We start from the raw sequence: 15,489 nt of genomic DNA, 5'->3' as shown, positions 1-15,489 counted from the left end.
ACGCTGGCCATGTGCGCCGGCATCGCCGAACATGATGTCATGCGCCTACCACTCAAAAATCTGATCGTCGTTGCAGGGCTCTTGCTGACATGCGCCGTTGGCAAGGCACAGGCCACGGAACCGGACGCGCGCTATCTGGACGTGCTCGACATGCACGGCATGCCCGCGTCGCCGGCGGATCGAAGCTTCAACATCTTTTTCGACGCCGGTGCCTGGTATGGCTACAGTCTCCCGCCCGCGGGTGACGATGGCAGCGGTTTTGTCGGCCCCTTCGTGCATAGCCTTGGCGACGGCCGATGGGTGGGCAAGCATTTTGCGCGCCTGGCGCTCCGGGATGCGGCGAGCCATCGGGACATCCCGTTGGCGCCGACGGAAAGCCATGCTGCGCCCGGTTATCTGGTTCGCCGTTTCGTCTCCTCCGACCTCAGCGTGAGCCAGATCCTTTTCTTCGCCAATTCGTGGCACGCACTGGTGCGCGTCGAGCTCAAGGCCTCGCGCACGCTGGATATCGACTTAGGGCTCGTGGGGCAGGCGATGCCCGATGAGGCGAGCCACCTCGCCACGCATGACGGGGATGTGTTGCAGTCCTTTGCGCGCTCTCCCTCGGTGCTAAGCACGAGTTTGCATGCCGATACGGCCAACGCCGGTCACGTGACGCTGTCGGGGGCGGATTACCGCATCGACTTGAGTCGGCCGTTGCATCTCGTGCCCGGTCAGACCGCGATTGTCTACGTCGATCAGATGCTGGCCTATGACCCGCAAACCGACAAGCCCCAGGCGGTGAGTGAAGCGGAGGCGTGGGCACACAATCGCGAACGCTGGGCGGGTTACCTGGCATCCGCCGCGTCGAGCCATCTGGCCGGCTTGCCCGACGACACGGCAAGGCACGTGGCGGTCAAGGCGATCATGACCTTGCTCGGCAATTGGCGCGCGGCGCGCGGCGATCTGCATCACGACGGTGTCATTCCTTCCTATTCCAATCCGGATTTCAACGGCTTCTGGGCCTGGGATTCATGGAAACATGCCGTCGCACTGGCATCCTTTGCGCCGGACCTGGCGCGCGACCAAGTGCGGGCGATGTTCGACTATCAGGCCGCCGACGGCATGGTTCCGGACTGCCTTTACCTGGACAAGTCCGGCGACAACTGGCGCGACAGCAAACCGCCGCTTGCGACGTGGGCCACCTTGGCCATCTACCGGGCCACCGGCGACAAAGCGTTTCTTTCCGAGATGTACGACAAGCTGGTGCGCTACCACCGCTGGTGGTTCGCGGCCCGCGATCATGACCACAACGGACTGGCCGAATACGGCGCGACCGACGGCACGGCCATCGCGGCCAAGTGGGAAAGCGGCATGGACAATGCCGTGCGCTTCGACACCGTAGCCATGCTGGAAAACGACAAGGGCGCGTGGTCGGCGGACCAGGAGTCGGTCGATCTCAACGCCTATCTTTACGAGGAGAAATCGGATCTAGCCGAGATCGCCAAGGCGATCGGCAAGGATGCCGATTATCGGCAATGGCTGAAGGAAGCGGCAGTCATGCGTGCAGCCATCCAGGCACGGATGTACGACCGCCAGCGCGGTTACTTCTTCGACGCCCGGCTTGGCAGCAAGGATTTCGTGGGCGTTTACGGCTCCGAGGGCTGGGCGCCGCTATGGGCCGGCGCGGCCAGTGCGGACCAGGCTGCGCACGCTGTTCGAGTCATGCTCGACCCGAACAAGTTTGCGACCTACCTGCCTTTTCCGACCCTTGCAAAAGACGACCCGCATTTTTCGCCGGTCACGGGCTACTGGCGTGGCCCTGTGTGGCTCGACCAGGCTTATTTTGGCGTGGCGGCGCTTCGCCGCTACGGCTATGCGAAGCAGGCCGATGACATGGCGCGTCGCCTCGTATTGAATGCCAAGGGAGTCACCGCCCAAGCCCCTGTGTATGAAAATTACGATCCGCTCACCGGGCAGGGCTACCAGTCGCCGAACTTCAGTTGGGCGGCGGCCAGTTACCTGCTTTTGCTGCGCTAGCGCCATCGAGAAATGGGCTCATCCCGAATGGCACGTACTTAAGCGAGTTGCTCGCTTGCTGGCGCCATCTACCTGCCCCCCTACGGGAATCACGTCAAGCATCGAGATGCACGCTTAAGAAAACGCCATTCGGAGCAAACCCCAATGGTCCCTTTGCCCGCGTGCTGTTGCGGCATTTCGTAGATGGCTGCATTGCCTGCGACATGCAGCCACCGTGCGAGAATCTACCCTCTCCCCTACGGTGCAGTAGGGAAGAGGGGCGAATCACGCCAAGCATCAAGATGCACGCTTAAGTAAGCGCCATTCGGCTCATCCCCATTTCGGAGAAAAGAACCATACGGGCGGGCCGTGTCCGGCGGCTTTGTCTTTGCCGCGCCGGATACTGATCCGCAATTCGCTTTTATCACTCTTAACTTCTTCTTCTTTTTTTTCTTCTTCTTCTTCGTTTTCTTCTTCTTCGTCATCGTCGTCCCACTCTGAATCGACGGCTAGCAGTGCATTTATCGTCACGCGCTGCAAGTAGTTGTGATTGGGTTGCGTCCAGAGACTGAAGACTTCGGGAGAGCGTTTTCCTTCCGGTCCCGCCTCAGTCCCTGTGGCCATGGCCGTATGCACTTCGGCGGATCCAAACAGCACGATGTCTCCGCGCAATGGACGCCCAGAGTCAGCATTGTTCGGATCGAACTTCTTCTGGGCGCCCACCCTGATGCGCTCATTGAAATACGTGTTCAGACTCGTCCCTTCGAGTTCGTTCTGATAGACCTCATGCATATGCTCCCAGGTGATGTACCGCATCTTGTAGGCGCTGAACCAGATCACCTCCCAGCAATTCATGGTGCCGCGCACCGGATCGGGCTCAGGGTTATTGTTTTTGTCATTAATCCAACGGCCTAGCTCGGTTAGATGGCCTGGTTCGTTTAGGTTGAGACCGGGATTGTGTTCTCCCCAAGCCAGATTTTTTCCGTCTCCCGCCCGCTGTAACTCTTCCATTTTGTCGGCGGCGCCGTGTTGCCGTAGTACGTTAGTGAGCATTTCTTGATCGATGGCTACGCCGTCTTCAATCTGGCGGCGCAAGATCGGCGCCCAGGCGATCAAGTGATCCACATGGCCATGCAAGCGAAACAGCGCCTCCGCATCGTGCCTGCGGTAACCGGCAGTGACCAGGCGCGTAACGCTCCGGTCATAGATTTGCATACCAGCAATCATCGCTTCATCGATCGCTACGCGGTCTTCAATCTGTCGACGCAGGACGGGCGCCCAGTCGATCAGGTCCCTTTCGTTGTTGTGCTGCCGGAATAGCGCCTCCGCATCGTCCCTGCGGTAACCGGCAGTGGTCAGGCGCCTGATGGTCCGGTGATAGGTGACCCGTCTGCGGAGGGTGTAGCTGGCATAGGCCGCGCCCATCGTGGCGATCGCGACGATGCCCAGCGCAGCGCCGGCGATGACCAGGGGCGGGGACGCATAAAGCTCCACCTTGAGGTTTTCCGGGTCGTCGACGTCGACCACGGTCTTGCTCAGAGCGTATTTTTCCTGGAGCTGCGCCAGCACCCGCTCCAATTGCTGGCCGTCGGCCCCATCCAGGTCGTCAATGGTTGCCAGCAGATCTTCCCGTGCCTGTTCCTTGCGGGTATCCGGATCTTGTTCAAGCATTGACTGTTCGGATGCGGCGCCTGGAATGCCGGTGCCCTCGCTGTCGGGCGCCGCGTTGAGCTGTGCCAGCTGGCGCGGCGCGGTGCCGCTACGTATGTCCGCAATCATCCGGCGCTGCGCTGTCATGCGCGGGCTTTGGTCGATCATCGCCTGCAGCGGTGATTCGGCAACCTCTCCGGGCTTACGCCACGCTACTGATTCCCCGCGAGCGGCGGATTGAGGTGCTTCAGTTGTTCTCATCGCCGCTTCCTGGGGGGTAGGTTCAATGACCAGCCTCCGCTGCTGGCCCGAAGCGGACCGGGGCAGGGTGACTGGAGCGGATTATGACGGTGCGGCGTATATCGAGTTCAACCCAGATACGAGTTCCGTTGTTCCTTCGCATTCTCTTGAAAATTTCAGTGAAAATAGTTCAGTATCAGCCAACCTAAGCTCTACCTCGGTCAGAGAGACGCAAAGGATCGCCACGATGTTCCGCAAATCATCTCTCGTTTTTAGCGCCACCCTCTGTATCGCCGCATTTACTGCAAGCGCACAGGAGAGTGCACAGTTCAGCAAATGCCTGGATCAAGCTGCCGGCGCTTCCGGGAAAATGTTGGAATGCCATAAGACTGAAGTCGGCCGATGGGACCCGAGACTGAATGCGGCCTATCAGACGCTACTGCATAGGTACAAGGACAAGCAGCGGGCTCAATTGCAGCAAGAACAAAGAGCATGGCTCAAGCATCATTTGAGCGAGACCCACCGTCTGGCTGCCCAGCCGGAGGACATTGGGGACGCGGCATTCTTACAGTCGGAGAGTTTTGAGCTGGATGACTTGATCACGCGAACGTTGGCGCTTGAGAAGCTCGTCAACCAGAAGTGACCTGGCGCCATTGACAATCCTTGAAGTGAGCTCGGAGAAGGGGAAGCAGGTGTCCGTTCCAAGTGCTATCGAAGTCGTGACATTGTTTGTCGACGACATCACGCAGGCCATGACCTTTTATGAAAGCGTCTTCCAATCCAAGGTGATGGGCCGGGATGAAGTTTCCTGCCTGTTGGATTTCGGCGGCATCGCGGTCAACCTGCTCCAGCGTTCCGAGGCGCCGGAACTGATTGAGCCGCTACCCGTGGCTCCGGCGACGGCGGGCAGCCATGTTCTGCTCACGATCAAGGTCACCGATGTGGACGCTACTTGCGCCATGCTCCAGGACCGTGGCGTGAGGTTGCTAAACGGCCCCGTTGACCGCCCGTGGGGGCGCCGCACGGCCGCCTTCGCCGACCCGTCCGGCCATGTTTGGGAAGTTGCCCAAGAACTTGGCTAGGGATCAGAGCACTTTGGGGCGCGGAAAACGCCTTGCCATGGCACAGCGCTCTCTTCAATGCTGCAAAAAATGCTCTGCCCCCTGTTTCCTGGCCCTCTTATTTTTTGCTTGAGGCCTTCGCCAGGCCATCGGCCTGGGCGGCGGTGAGGTACAAGTTGGCGAACTGGTCGCCGAACTTCTCGCCCATGAGGCGGGAAAACTCCAGCGTGGCGTCGAGCGGGTAGTGGTGGATCAGTAGCGAATCGGCTTCGCCGGCATCGTTCATGTGCACGATCACCGAGCATTCCATCGGCACGCCGTTGATGCTTGCCCGATACGACTCCATGAAGAACTCGCTCCCCCAGGGCCCGTAGTACGTGTAGTCCTGGAATTCGTACAAGCTGCGGGCGTGTGAAATGAGGGCAAGAATGTTGTCCTTGCCGTGAACGGCACGCTTGAGAACGGCCCCTTCAAGCGTCGCGTCCTGCGCAATTTTTCCCAGCCACGGCGGCGGGCCCGATGGGCACGGCAGCGTGGGCGCAGTTTCAGTGAATTTCATGGTTCAATTCCAAGTGGTGTTTTTGCTCGTGCGCGGGACACTAGTGCGCATGCTGCTCGTCGGCTTTCCTCTGGGGCGCGACGAAATCGACCGTTGTACTGGTCATGATCTTATGCGTCGGATCGGCTATCTCGAGGAGAACCTTGTGCGGACCCGGCGCCAATGCGTTCACAATGACCGGATCGACACTGGTGTGCGCCCACCCGCCGGGCCAATGGTCGACAGTCACATGAAGATGACCGAGGCGTGGTGATACCTGTGCCGCCGCCGTGCCGAACACGGGCATGATTCGAAGGTTTTCGGTTCGAAATGGAATAATGGCGACGCCACGAGCCAGCGGCTCCGCCAAGGGTGCATAGGCGACGATCTTTGGTGCCGGCTCCGATGCCAAGGGAAGGAGCGCCGGTGGGTGGTCACCCTCTGCCGTATTTTGGCCCCAGGCAGCGGTGCAAAAGAGGGAGCCAAAGGCAACGATGAAGAGACTTCTGAGGGTGAATGACATGGCATGCCCCCTTGCGCGCAAGTTCGGCCGGGGATCAAGCAGATCCTGGCGCCCTGCTAAATCGTTCTTATGGCCATAGAGGCGTTCAGGCGCCTTTCGCATTGGTTGCCTATCGGTAGGGTTGGACAAGGGATATCTCCTATTCTTGGTTGCGACCCGTTGTCGTCGATCGGACAAACTGACTGACGCGGCGCAAATGTCGTTTCATCGGTTCGATGTGTCAGGGTTTTGCAGGAAGTCGATCATCGTCTTGCTGACGAAGTCCGGTTGCTCCTCCTGCACGAAATGACCGCTGTTCGGCACTGGCAACGCGATGAGCTTGGTGGCCTTCTTGCCGACCACTGCCTTCATCCACGGGTAGGCCGGTCCGGCCAGCACGAGGACGGGCATCTCAAGCTTGCCGTAGCCTTTGTTATCGGCCACGTCCTGGCCGAAGGCCTGGTACCAGGCGTTACCAGCACGAATGGCCTCCCCGCTGTTGTAGGCCTGTTCGTACACTGCGCGGTCCCGCGCATCGATGGCGTTCTCGTCTTGCAGAAAGTATTTGAAGAGCCAGTCCTGCTCCACGCGAATGCGGCCTGCGAGCAGCTTTTCCGGTAGTTCGTTCACCTGATTGAAGGCGAACCACCACAGGTAGGGGCGCGACGATCCCACTTTGTCGCCGACCGGACCTTGCGTGGGCAGTAGCGGGAACGTCAGCAGGCTTTCGTCGGGGTGCGGAAATTCCATCATCACCAGCTTGTCGGTGGCCTGCGGGTAGTTTTCCGCGTAGGCATAGGCCACGGCGGAGCCGATGTCATGCCCGGCGATGGCGACCTTGTCGTAGCCCAGGGATTGGACCAGTGCGTAAATATCCTTGGCCATGGTCTTCTTGTCGTAACCGTCTGTTGGCCGCGACGATGTACCCATGCCGCGGATGTCGATGACGATAACCGTGTAGTGCTCGGCCAGGGCAGGCATGATCTTGTGAAACGTCCACCAGGTTTCCGGCCAGCCCGGAAGCAGGACCAGCGGTTCGCCCTTGCCGCCGGTAACGTAGTGCAGACGCACGCCGTCAACGTCGGTGTACGCGTTCTTGAAGCCCGGAAGTGACTTGACCAGAGCTGCATCGGACACCTTGCCGGTGGCATGGGCGGCGCCGGAAGGAAGCACTTCTGCCGCATGCGTAGCGGATACCGATACGGCCAAAGCCATCGCGATGGAGCTGAACAGTGAAAGGCATTTCATGAAAGTGATACTTGATTCGTTCGAGTGATCGAGTTGCGAATGCGAGGTCGTGCCTACATTCGTTAGCAGCGATCGTTGGTGATCTTGGAAGGAGTAGACCGGCCGTACGGCTCACTGGCCACGCGTGAATTCGGCCGCATGACGTTTCACGAATTCGGCCGTGCTCATGGCTTTCTGGCTGGTCAGCTTGAAGACGTCGTCAGTGGCGCGGTCGTAGCGACCTTGCGCGTGCAGGCGGGCCATCGCCGCGAGATGGCTGAGCAGATGCGGCGGAACGCCGAACTCACGGAGCTTCTCGGCCCACGGTTCCACCGGCACGTCGCGATAGCGAATCGTTCGGCCAAGAGCCTCGGAGAAGGCACGTGCATGCTGCTCGACATCCACCGACTCCGGACCGGTCAGATTGTAGATCTGCCCGATGTGCGGTGCCGGGTCATCGAGAATCGTGGCCACGACACGCGCTACGTCATAAGCGGCGATGGGCGAGGTCTTGGCGCCTCCCAGCGGTAGCACGAGCTCGTCGTTGTCGCGCACGCCCATGGCCGCCAGTCGCAGGAAAAAGCCGTCCAGGAAGACGGTCGGGCGGACGTTGACGACGGGCAGGCCAGACCACGCCAGCACCTGTTCGGCCAGCCAGTGAAGCTTGTGCTGAGGACTATCAGTGGTTTCATGGATGCCCATCTGCGACACCGTCATCTGCGACATGTTGACGATCACTTCGACGCCATGGTGGCGCGCGACAGCGGCCACATTGGCGGTCGCCTCCAGATAGGCCGCCGAGATCGACATGCCGAAGTAGATGCGCTGACAGCCTTCAATGGCGCGATGGACGGACTTCAGATCCGTCAGGTCGCCGACTACCACATCGGCGCCAAGCTTGCGCAGGCTCTCGGAGCGTTCGTCTTCACGACGCACCAGCGCGCGTACTTTGTGACCTTTCTCCAGCAGCATGGCGACCACGCTGCGACCGACGGCCCCGACGTCGCCGGCAGCGCCGGTGACCAGGATGGGGCTCTCATTCGATGTATTCATGGGATGGATCTGCCTTGGTCAGAGAATTTCGGCGCGGGCCAAATCGATGGCGGAGCGAGCGGCGCGATCGTGAAGGTGGGCCGTCGGCGTGCGGTCGATCAGCAGGCTGAGCAGTTCCGGGCGGGCATAGTGGCCACGCGAATCCATCTGCTGTTTGCGGCGATAGATCAAATCAAAATCGAGGTCGGCGATGACTTCGCCTTCGCCGGCGCGCAACGGCTCACCCAGCAGCGTGCCGTCGGGCGCGACGATGGCCGTGAAGCAACCACCCGAGATAGGGCCGATCTGGCAGCCGGTGTCCTGCATGATCTGCGCCTGCTGGTCCGCATCGAGCCAGGCGGTCGCGTTCACCACGAACGCGCCTGATTCCAACGCGTGCTGACGAATATTGATTTCCATGCGCATGGCGAAGCCGTCGCCAAAAGCGGAGCCCGGATACATGGCGGAATGAATCTGCTCGCCATCGGCCATCAGCGCGTAGCGCGCCAGCGGATTGTTGTGCTCGAAGCACGCCAGCTGACCGATGCGGCCGACCTTGCTGTCCACCGCGCGCAGTCCCGAACCGTCGCCCTGGCCCCAGATCATGCGTTCGAAATGCGTGGGCGTGATCTTGCGGCGACGCTGGATCAGAGTGCCGTCCGCGTCAAAGAGCAACTGTGTGTTGTAGATGGTGCCGCCATCGCGCTCATTCACGCCGATGGACACCACCATGCCGGCCTTGCGGGCGGCTTCACCGATCGCGTCCGTCGTGGGCGAGGGCACCGTCACGGATTGTTCGAGCAGCCGGAGATATTCGCTGCCGAACAGCTGTGCCATGGGCGTTTGCACGGCGGAAAAGTACGGGTAGTACGGCACCACGGTTTCGGGGAAGGTGGCGAACTGGACGCCCCGTTGCCCGAGATCGTGGATCTTGCGAACGATCTTTTCGACGGTGGCCTCGCGGCTGTAGAGCACCGGGCTGATCTGCACGGCAGCGGCTTTAACGATGGTCATGGGGATTCCTCGATGAGATATGGTGTATATGCAACATAGTTGATAAAAAAAGGATCAGCCGGCCAGCTCCTCGATGGGCAGGCCAGAGGACAGCCGGACAATGGCAGAAGCCCCGTCAGCGCCAAGTAGTTGCTTGGCTTTGACCTGGGCGGCACGCCACGCGGGGATCGCTTGAGCGAGCAGGGTGCGGCCAGCCTTCGAAATCACGATGGGGCGGCTGCGGCCTTTTTCCGGAACAAGTTCTTCAGCCCAGCCTTGATCGATCACGAGCTGCAGATTGCGCGTGGACGTAGAGCGTTCCTGGTGATTGGCCCGACCGATCTCGGCCCGGCTGGCGCCGTCCATGCGGGCGATCAGCACGAGCAGGGAGAACTGCGAGGAGCTCAGGCCGTACGGACGCAGCTCCTGGTCGAAGAGGCTCGTCACGACCCTTGAGATCCGGCGGGTCCGCGTCATCAGGCAGTGCGCCGTCACTTCTGAGACGATGCTGGAGACGGTATCTAGGGTTTGGGGCGTGTTGCGGTTCATGGGAGGAACTGTAGTGTATATACACCATAATGTCAAGCCCAGGATGGGACGAGCGGCCTGATCGGGTCTGCTGACAGCCCTTGTCACCTCAAAACGCACTCGGACAGGCCGCTATGGCGCGCGCATATACTTGCCTCAGAGGCACCTGATAGAAAGGCGGCAAGGCATGGGCTGGACCAACATCGATCCCTATCCATTTCATGTTACGCAGTGGCCAAAGTCGGTCGCGTCCTACGGTGACTATGATGGAGGCGAGCGCCTGCAGCTCTCATGGGATCTTGGCCGCGTTTCCGAAAAGGAAAAGAAGCAGGCGATCAAGCAATGGGTCGAGCGGTTGCCTGAATTGCACAATGTGCGCTGGCTCAGCCTGTGGTCGCATGTCACGCCGCCGTTGCTCGAAGCTGCATGCCGCATGACACACCTCGAATGCCTGCAGATCAAATGGAGCAATGTCCGCGACATCTCCTCGATCGGGAATCTAAGGCACCTTCGTTATCTCTATTTCGGCAGTTCGACGAAAATCGAGTCCGTCGAGCCACTTGCAGCGCTTTCGAACTTGCGCTTGCTCGAGATCGAAAATTTCAAGCGGGTCACGGATTTTTCGCCGCTGGCACGGCTGACCTCACTCGAATCCCTCGCTGTTACCGGGAGCATGTGGACGCGGCAGGACATTGGCGCACTGGAAACGTTTGGCCAGATGACATGGCTGCAGTCACTCGCGATCGACACATCGAAGGTCAAAACGCTGCGACCGCTCGCGAACCTGTCGGGGCTCAAGTTCCTCGGCGTTGGCAATCGGCTGCCGATGCCCGAGTATGCATGGCTCTCGGCGATGCTGCCGAACACCCAATGCCGCTGGTTCGAGCCCTATCTCGACCTGGCCGGGACCGGCTTCAGCATCTGCACGCAATGCAGGCAAGATTCGAAGGTGATGCTGACCGGAAAGGGAGGAAAGCTGCTATGCCGTATTTGCGACAGCAAGCAGATTGAGCGGCACGAGGAGGCTTTCATCGTGGCGAAATCGCAGGCGCTCGCCGAGCACCCGCGCAGGAGCTAAGGGCACGTGTTGTTGTCACTTAGGGTGGATTGGGAGCTCCAGGAATGCCTTTCGAGAATAGTTCAAGAGCGTCGCTCATGGCCCAAATTTCAGCTGGTGTGGATTGCGCCGGCCCATCACGCGGGACCTTGACGGCACGTTTGCTCACCCATCGACGCAGTGAGCCCCATAGGGCCTTTGTAGAGGGAGCGGCGACGTTGCCGAGAGCTTGATAGTGGTTTCCAATCCACTCGAAGGATGAAATACCAATCGTCGAGACATTCGCTGAACGTGGATCTGACGAATAGGCATTGAACCAAATGATTCCCGGATGGCCCGCGCCGAAATACGGTTGCGATTTATCTGCGCCGGGGCGAACTTCAACCCAGCCTTCAAAGGGGTCGTTTACGACTCGATGAGCTTTGCCCCAAGTTTGGAGAAGTGGCAGTGGGCCGCTTTCAGTGTGCCATAGGCAATATCTGCCGTCACACCACGATTCGAGCTTTTCGAATGCCCGCCAGCGTCCCGCTCCATCGGACCTGATGAAAGCGAGGTCCGGCGAGTTGTTCAAATACTCAAATAATTCGGCCTGATCATGCCTCGACGCGTATATCGGAAGCCATGGCATGAAAATATTCCCCTAAAGAACTCTCCGACTAGTTTGCCATTTCTTGATCGAATGAAGGGATGCTAAAGCTTCCGACCTCTTTTCGCCTATCCTTGACTTTTAGCGCTCTCATTGCCACGCATTCGACCTGGTGCTAACTTTGGGAACGGCCACGAAATGGGGTGAGTGGCCGGTAGGGGGAATCCTTTGTCGTTTTCGTTACTCAGCCGAAACTTAACAGTGAGGAGAGTGCTATGGACACGGTATTGGAAGGTGAGGCCTTGGTTGCGCAATGGCGTGCGAGCGCGGACGTCGATAGTCCGGCCGGCCCACTGTTCATCGGAGGAAAATATGCCAAGGCCGATATTGTCAATTCCGCCGAATCGATAACTACGAATTTTTTGTGTACTTGCGGCACCGCCATTCACGATAACTGCTGTAATTGAGCGTCAGCTCCTGACGACAAGCGTCTACCTTCATTGAAATCGTCTTATTGCGAGGAATCAAGCCTCTATGCAAGCGCTTTTGAAAGAGGGTTTCGCTAGTGAAGGTCGCTGAAAGCGGCGCCACTGTCTCTGCGGCTCGTAATCCCCAGATGCCTTCATCCGCAGATGCTGGCGGTTTTACCGCTACTTTGGGCTGCCTTGTCGAGCCTGGCTTGGTTCGACTGGCAGCCCAGCTTCAAACCATACCGGGGCTAGGTGCGTGCGAGCGCGCAACGATACTCCAGGCAACACGCTCGTCTCTGCTCTCGACTCTGCACGGCAAGCTGACCCGGCTGCTCTTGTTGGAACTCAATGCCGCCCGGGTAACCGGACGGTTGGGGGGTGAAGACGCCCAGCAGCGTTGGCGGGAATTTTGCGCGATCGCCGCTGAGTTGAGCTGGTGGGAGGGTTTGGCTGAGCACTATGCCACGCTATCCACTCGAATAGCCCGTATTGTCGATAACCGTTGTTCCGCCATACTGCGTTTTGCTCAGCGGTGGGCAACAGACCGGCCTGCCTTGGCATCACTGTGTGGCGGCAAGCCGGGGGATCTGCTGGAGCTGAGCATCGGTACCGGTGACAGCCATTGCGACGGCCAGTCGGTGGTTCTGCTGCGCACCGAAGGTGGCCGCTTAGTCTATAAGCCGCATTCGGTGGCTGTAGATGCCGAGCTGCACGATTTGATCGAGTACTTGGCCACTTGCGGTAGTACCTCATCGATGAAAGTTCCGCGCGTTGCGGTCTATCCAGGGTACGGGTGGGCCGAGTTTGTCGCGCATCGCTATGCCGCCGACGACAGTGAGCTGCACGACTTCTACCGAGGCATCGGCCATTGGTTAGCGCTAATGCGCGTGCTGGGTGGCAGTGATCTGCATGCTGAGAATCTCATCGCGATGGGGCCACATCCCGTGGTGGTGGATTGCGAGACGCTTTTTACCCCAAGGATGCCGCCACGTCCGTCAGGATGGGGGCAGGCCGTTGATCAGGCAGTCGAGGTGCTCGGAGGGACCGTCCTGGCCATAGGGCTACTGCCAGCACGCGGCCAAGCTTTGGGCTGGCGCGGTGTCGATAGTTCCGGCATTGGTAGGTTGCGGGGGCAACAACCCATGCAGCCGCAAGCCATTATCGAGAACGTGGGCACTGACGAGGCTCGTCTTGGTTCCATCATGACGGAGCTGATGGCCGCACAGAATCAACCCAGCGAACAACCGGCTTTGGTGCGATTTTGGCCGCGGGTACTTGAAGCCTTTGACGAAATGACCGCGTGCTTGCGGCGTCTCGATGCCGAAGGCCAGTTGCAGGTGCGCCTGCGACGCTTCGCTGATTGCCCGGTACGCGTGGTGGTGCGGGCTACGGAAATCTATGCCGAGATCGGCCGCATGCTGTGGCACCCCATATCTCTGCATGACGAGGGTGCGGCGCGAAAGCGCGCCTTCGATTTATTGGCGGAAATGGCCGAGCGCACTGCGCTGGCACCCTCCGATGCTGCCGTGATCGAGGCTGAAATTGACGCGCTGATGGTCGGCGACATCCCTTTTTTCAGCACCTTGCCTCGTCATGGCCGACTTGATGGGCCTGGCAGGACGCAGTGGCTTGCGCCTGGCGACCGGATTGAAGAAGTGTTGCAAGCTTGGCGGACGTCGGATTTGCAACTGGATCGACAAGTGATCCAGGCCGCTCTGGTTAGCGCTTTTATCGGCGAAGGCCTATTACCCAAGCAGGGTTCGCTATGGTCCGTGCGGGCACGCCAAGGCGATATCGAACGGCGCCGTCGCCATCAGTCTGCGGCGATCATGCGCCAGATCCTTGCCAACGCCATTCGCGGCGGCGACGGCAGCATCGCCTGGATCGCTCCGGTGGTCGGCCCAACTAGTCGTACTACGCAACCGATCAAGCAGGATCTCTACAACGGCATCTCCGGCATCGCCGTAGCGGTTGCGGCCTATCTGCGCGAAACCGATGCCGGGCGCGCCAATTCGGTGGATGGCCTTGATGAGCTGCTCAGTGCATCCTTGCGCACCCTGGATCAAGCAGAAACTACGCGTCTACGTGACGAAGCCGGCGACATCAAGATCAGGCCGCGCCTGCCGGGGGGCTATGTTGGCCTGGGCTCTCAGATCTGGACTTGCCTGACGCTGGCTCGCTGGGGCATCGAGCAGGAGCAAATGCTGCATCGCGCCTGCGCACTGGCTGCTCAGCTTCCCAACGCCGTCATGGAAGACACCACCCACGACGTACTCAGCGGTGTCGCAGGAGCCATTCCACCATTGCTCGCGCTGGCTGCGGCGTTACCGGTTGGCGGCTATTTGACGATGGCTCGACAGTTCGGTGACTTGTTGTGCGAGCGTGCTCGCTACCAGGATGGATTGGCTTGTTGGGGCGGCGAATCGGGCATGGCGGGTTTGGGTGGTTTCTCGCACGGGGCAACCGGCATCGGCTGGGCTCTGCGCAAGTTAGCCCGTGCCAGCGGTGAATCCCGCTATGACGAGCTGGCGGACGCAGCGTTTGCTTACGACGACTCATTGTTTGATACGGAGCATGGCAATTGGAGGGATCTGCGCACGACCGAAAGAGCCCTTGGTGCCGCGACATGGTGCAATGGGGCCGTCGGTATTGGATTGGCGCATGTAGACCTCGACCCTGAATTGACACATCCCTCCACGCGGTTGCTGCTACGTCGCGCCGCAGCGGCGACCTGGCACTTTGGCCTTGGCCTTGACCATTGCCTGTGCCACGGCGATCTCAGCGTGTGGGAAATGTTTGAGCACGCCATCGCCGCGGGCGAGGCTCCGAAAGGCATGAGCAGCGAACACCTGCAGGCTTCGATACTCAGCAGTCTGGAGAGTCATGGTCCCACCTGCGGCATGACCAAGGATATTTTCGTGCCGGGCTTGATGACCGGCGTCGCAGGAGTGGCTTATCAACTGCTGCGTATGCATCCGGCCAGCCAGCTACCTTCGGTGCTTACCCTGGCTTGAGAAAGGCTCGCGATGGTCGAGGATCACCTTGGCCTGTTCTTCATGCACCGAAGTTTGGTACATCAACTACGGCTGCCGGAGACGGGAGAGCGCGCGAAACCCCTACCTAGAAATTTTCCGATGGCCCTGGCGGGACGCGACTGCAACACTCGTGACTTCACCCAAGGGGAAGGGTAGGGATGACGTCCATCTGGCATTGGCTTTCGGGCTTGCGGCGAGGTGCGCTTTGTAGTTTCCGCGTCACATCGACTGTCATACAAGTCCAGCCCCTGGTGAGTTGGGCGGGAGATGCCCGCACACGTCGGGAAGACGAGGCCCAGCGGCGGCATGGCCGTTTGGTCAAGTTGTCCCACTGATGAGCAAGTATTGGCTCGTGTAAAGCGACGAGTAGCCAAACTGTCGCACAGTCGACCACTTCTAGCGGTGAATACGCTGCTAGCCGCCCGCAGAACCGGTCGCCAACTTCGTATGGGCCGGCAGAAGATGAAACGGTGGTAGCTCAGTGCCTGTTGATTGGGCGATGACTTTCTTAGGGTCATCACCGAAGCACCTCATTCGCAAGCGAGCGCGCGCCAACCACAGTGTCTGGGTGA

At 59.8% G+C, this 15,489-nt stretch carries 14 protein-coding genes; 6 read left to right on the top strand and 8 right to left on the bottom strand.

Features of this window, described 5'->3' with window-relative positions; translation table 11 throughout:
* Positions 1–39: 39 nt before the first annotated feature.
* Entirely contained in the window at positions 40–2,019 is a 1,980-nt protein-coding gene (locus EKH80_RS03510) for an MGH1-like glycoside hydrolase domain-containing protein (protein ID WP_158628732.1), read from the top strand.
* A 309-nt stretch (positions 2,020–2,328) separates the two neighbouring features.
* Here EKH80_RS03510 and EKH80_RS03505 read toward each other — a convergent pair whose 3' ends face one another.
* On the bottom strand, positions 2,329–3,909 hold the full coding sequence (locus EKH80_RS03505) for a hypothetical protein (RefSeq protein ID WP_126683338.1): 1,581 nt from the start codon (positions 3,907–3,909) through the stop codon (positions 2,329–2,331).
* A gap of 25 nt (positions 3,910–3,934) precedes the next feature.
* Here EKH80_RS03505 and EKH80_RS03500 point away from each other — a divergent pair, with 25 nt between their 5' ends.
* Together EKH80_RS03500 and EKH80_RS03495 are read left to right on the top strand one after the other, a co-directional pair.
* Positions 3,935–4,531: a lysozyme inhibitor LprI family protein gene (locus tag EKH80_RS03500; protein WP_230473394.1), complete on the top strand. Its 597-nt coding sequence runs from the start codon at positions 3,935–3,937 to the stop codon at positions 4,529–4,531.
* Positions 4,532–4,580: 49 nt separating this feature from the next.
* On the top strand, positions 4,581–4,970 hold the full coding sequence (locus EKH80_RS03495; protein WP_126683337.1) for a VOC family protein: 390 nt from the start codon (positions 4,581–4,583) through the stop codon (positions 4,968–4,970).
* A gap of 97 nt (positions 4,971–5,067) precedes the next feature.
* On the opposite strand, the gene EKH80_RS03490 is transcribed toward EKH80_RS03495, so the two are convergent.
* From EKH80_RS03490 to EKH80_RS03465, 6 genes are all read right to left on the bottom strand, one after another.
* Entirely contained in the window at positions 5,068–5,508 is a 441-nt protein-coding gene (locus EKH80_RS03490) for a hypothetical protein (protein ID WP_126683336.1), read from the bottom strand.
* 40 nt (positions 5,509–5,548) lie between these two features.
* Entirely contained in the window at positions 5,549–6,010 is a 462-nt protein-coding gene (locus tag EKH80_RS03485; RefSeq protein WP_126683335.1) for a DUF6130 family protein, read from the bottom strand.
* A 204-nt stretch (positions 6,011–6,214) separates the two neighbouring features.
* Complete coding sequence (locus tag EKH80_RS03480; RefSeq protein WP_126683334.1) at positions 6,215–7,237, bottom strand: alpha/beta fold hydrolase; 1,023 nt, start codon at positions 7,235–7,237, stop codon at positions 6,215–6,217.
* Positions 7,238–7,348: 111 nt separating this feature from the next.
* The gene (locus tag EKH80_RS03475) at positions 7,349–8,269 is read right to left on the bottom strand and encodes an NmrA family NAD(P)-binding protein (RefSeq protein ID WP_126683333.1); all 921 of its coding nucleotides are present in this window, start codon (positions 8,267–8,269) and stop codon (positions 7,349–7,351) included.
* Between the two features lie 18 nt (positions 8,270–8,287).
* Positions 8,288–9,262 (bottom strand): carbon-nitrogen hydrolase family protein, encoded by a 975-nt coding sequence (locus EKH80_RS03470; RefSeq protein ID WP_126683332.1) that lies wholly within the window; start codon positions 9,260–9,262, stop codon positions 8,288–8,290.
* Positions 9,263–9,316: 54 nt separating this feature from the next.
* Complete coding sequence (locus tag EKH80_RS03465; RefSeq protein WP_126683331.1) at positions 9,317–9,790, bottom strand: MarR family winged helix-turn-helix transcriptional regulator; 474 nt, start codon at positions 9,788–9,790, stop codon at positions 9,317–9,319.
* Between the two features lie 166 nt (positions 9,791–9,956).
* On the opposite strand from EKH80_RS03465, the gene EKH80_RS03460 reads away from it, so the two are divergent.
* Positions 9,957–10,847 (top strand): leucine-rich repeat domain-containing protein, encoded by an 891-nt coding sequence (locus EKH80_RS03460; protein WP_126683330.1) that lies wholly within the window; start codon positions 9,957–9,959, stop codon positions 10,845–10,847.
* 19 nt (positions 10,848–10,866) lie between these two features.
* Here the strand turns inward: EKH80_RS03460 and EKH80_RS24040 are convergent, their stop codons facing one another.
* Positions 10,867–11,454: a hypothetical protein gene (locus tag EKH80_RS24040; RefSeq protein WP_148110418.1), complete on the bottom strand. Its 588-nt coding sequence runs from the start codon at positions 11,452–11,454 to the stop codon at positions 10,867–10,869.
* A 233-nt stretch (positions 11,455–11,687) separates the two neighbouring features.
* Between EKH80_RS24040 and EKH80_RS03455 the strand changes: the two genes are divergently transcribed.
* A complete protein-coding gene (locus tag EKH80_RS03455) occupies positions 11,688–11,879 on the top strand; it encodes a DUF6229 family protein (protein ID WP_126683329.1) in 192 nt (63 codons plus the stop codon).
* 149 nt (positions 11,880–12,028) lie between these two features.
* Entirely contained in the window at positions 12,029–14,896 is a 2,868-nt protein-coding gene (locus EKH80_RS03450) for a type 2 lanthipeptide synthetase LanM family protein (protein ID WP_126683328.1), read from the top strand.
* The last annotated feature ends 593 nt before the right edge of the window (positions 14,897–15,489 follow it).

Origin of the sequence: Dyella choica, assembly GCF_003977665.1 — a bacterium.
GTDB classification, from domain to species: domain Bacteria; phylum Pseudomonadota; class Gammaproteobacteria; order Xanthomonadales; family Rhodanobacteraceae; genus Dyella_B; species Dyella_B choica.
The sequence above is the reverse complement of the archived record's forward strand: the minus strand, read 5'-3'. Positions and strand labels throughout refer to the sequence as shown.

Coding starts and splice junctions, on each gene's coding strand:
- EKH80_RS03500 (WP_230473394.1), top strand. CDS start 3,935: ATGACCAGCCTCCGCTGCTGGCCCGAAGCGGACCGGGGCAGGGTGACT.
- EKH80_RS03480 (WP_126683334.1), bottom strand. CDS start 7,237: ATGAAATGCCTTTCACTGTTCAGCTCCATCGCGATGGCTTTGGCCGTA.
- EKH80_RS03475 (WP_126683333.1), bottom strand. CDS start 8,269: ATGAATACATCGAATGAGAGCCCCATCCTGGTCACCGGCGCTGCCGGC.
- EKH80_RS03465 (WP_126683331.1), bottom strand. CDS start 9,790: ATGAACCGCAACACGCCCCAAACCCTAGATACCGTCTCCAGCATCGTC.
- EKH80_RS03485 (WP_126683335.1), bottom strand. CDS start 6,010: ATGTCATTCACCCTCAGAAGTCTCTTCATCGTTGCCTTTGGCTCCCTC.
- EKH80_RS03490 (WP_126683336.1), bottom strand. CDS start 5,508: ATGAAATTCACTGAAACTGCGCCCACGCTGCCGTGCCCATCGGGCCCG.
- EKH80_RS03460 (WP_126683330.1), top strand. CDS start 9,957: ATGGGCTGGACCAACATCGATCCCTATCCATTTCATGTTACGCAGTGG.
- EKH80_RS03510 (WP_158628732.1), top strand. CDS start 40: ATGCGCCTACCACTCAAAAATCTGATCGTCGTTGCAGGGCTCTTGCTG.
- EKH80_RS03470 (WP_126683332.1), bottom strand. CDS start 9,262: ATGACCATCGTTAAAGCCGCTGCCGTGCAGATCAGCCCGGTGCTCTAC.
- EKH80_RS03450 (WP_126683328.1), top strand. CDS start 12,029: ATGCCTTCATCCGCAGATGCTGGCGGTTTTACCGCTACTTTGGGCTGC.
- EKH80_RS24040 (WP_148110418.1), bottom strand. CDS start 11,454: ATGCCATGGCTTCCGATATACGCGTCGAGGCATGATCAGGCCGAATTA.
- EKH80_RS03505 (WP_126683338.1), bottom strand. CDS start 3,909: ATGAGAACAACTGAAGCACCTCAATCCGCCGCTCGCGGGGAATCAGTA.
- EKH80_RS03455 (WP_126683329.1), top strand. CDS start 11,688: ATGGACACGGTATTGGAAGGTGAGGCCTTGGTTGCGCAATGGCGTGCG.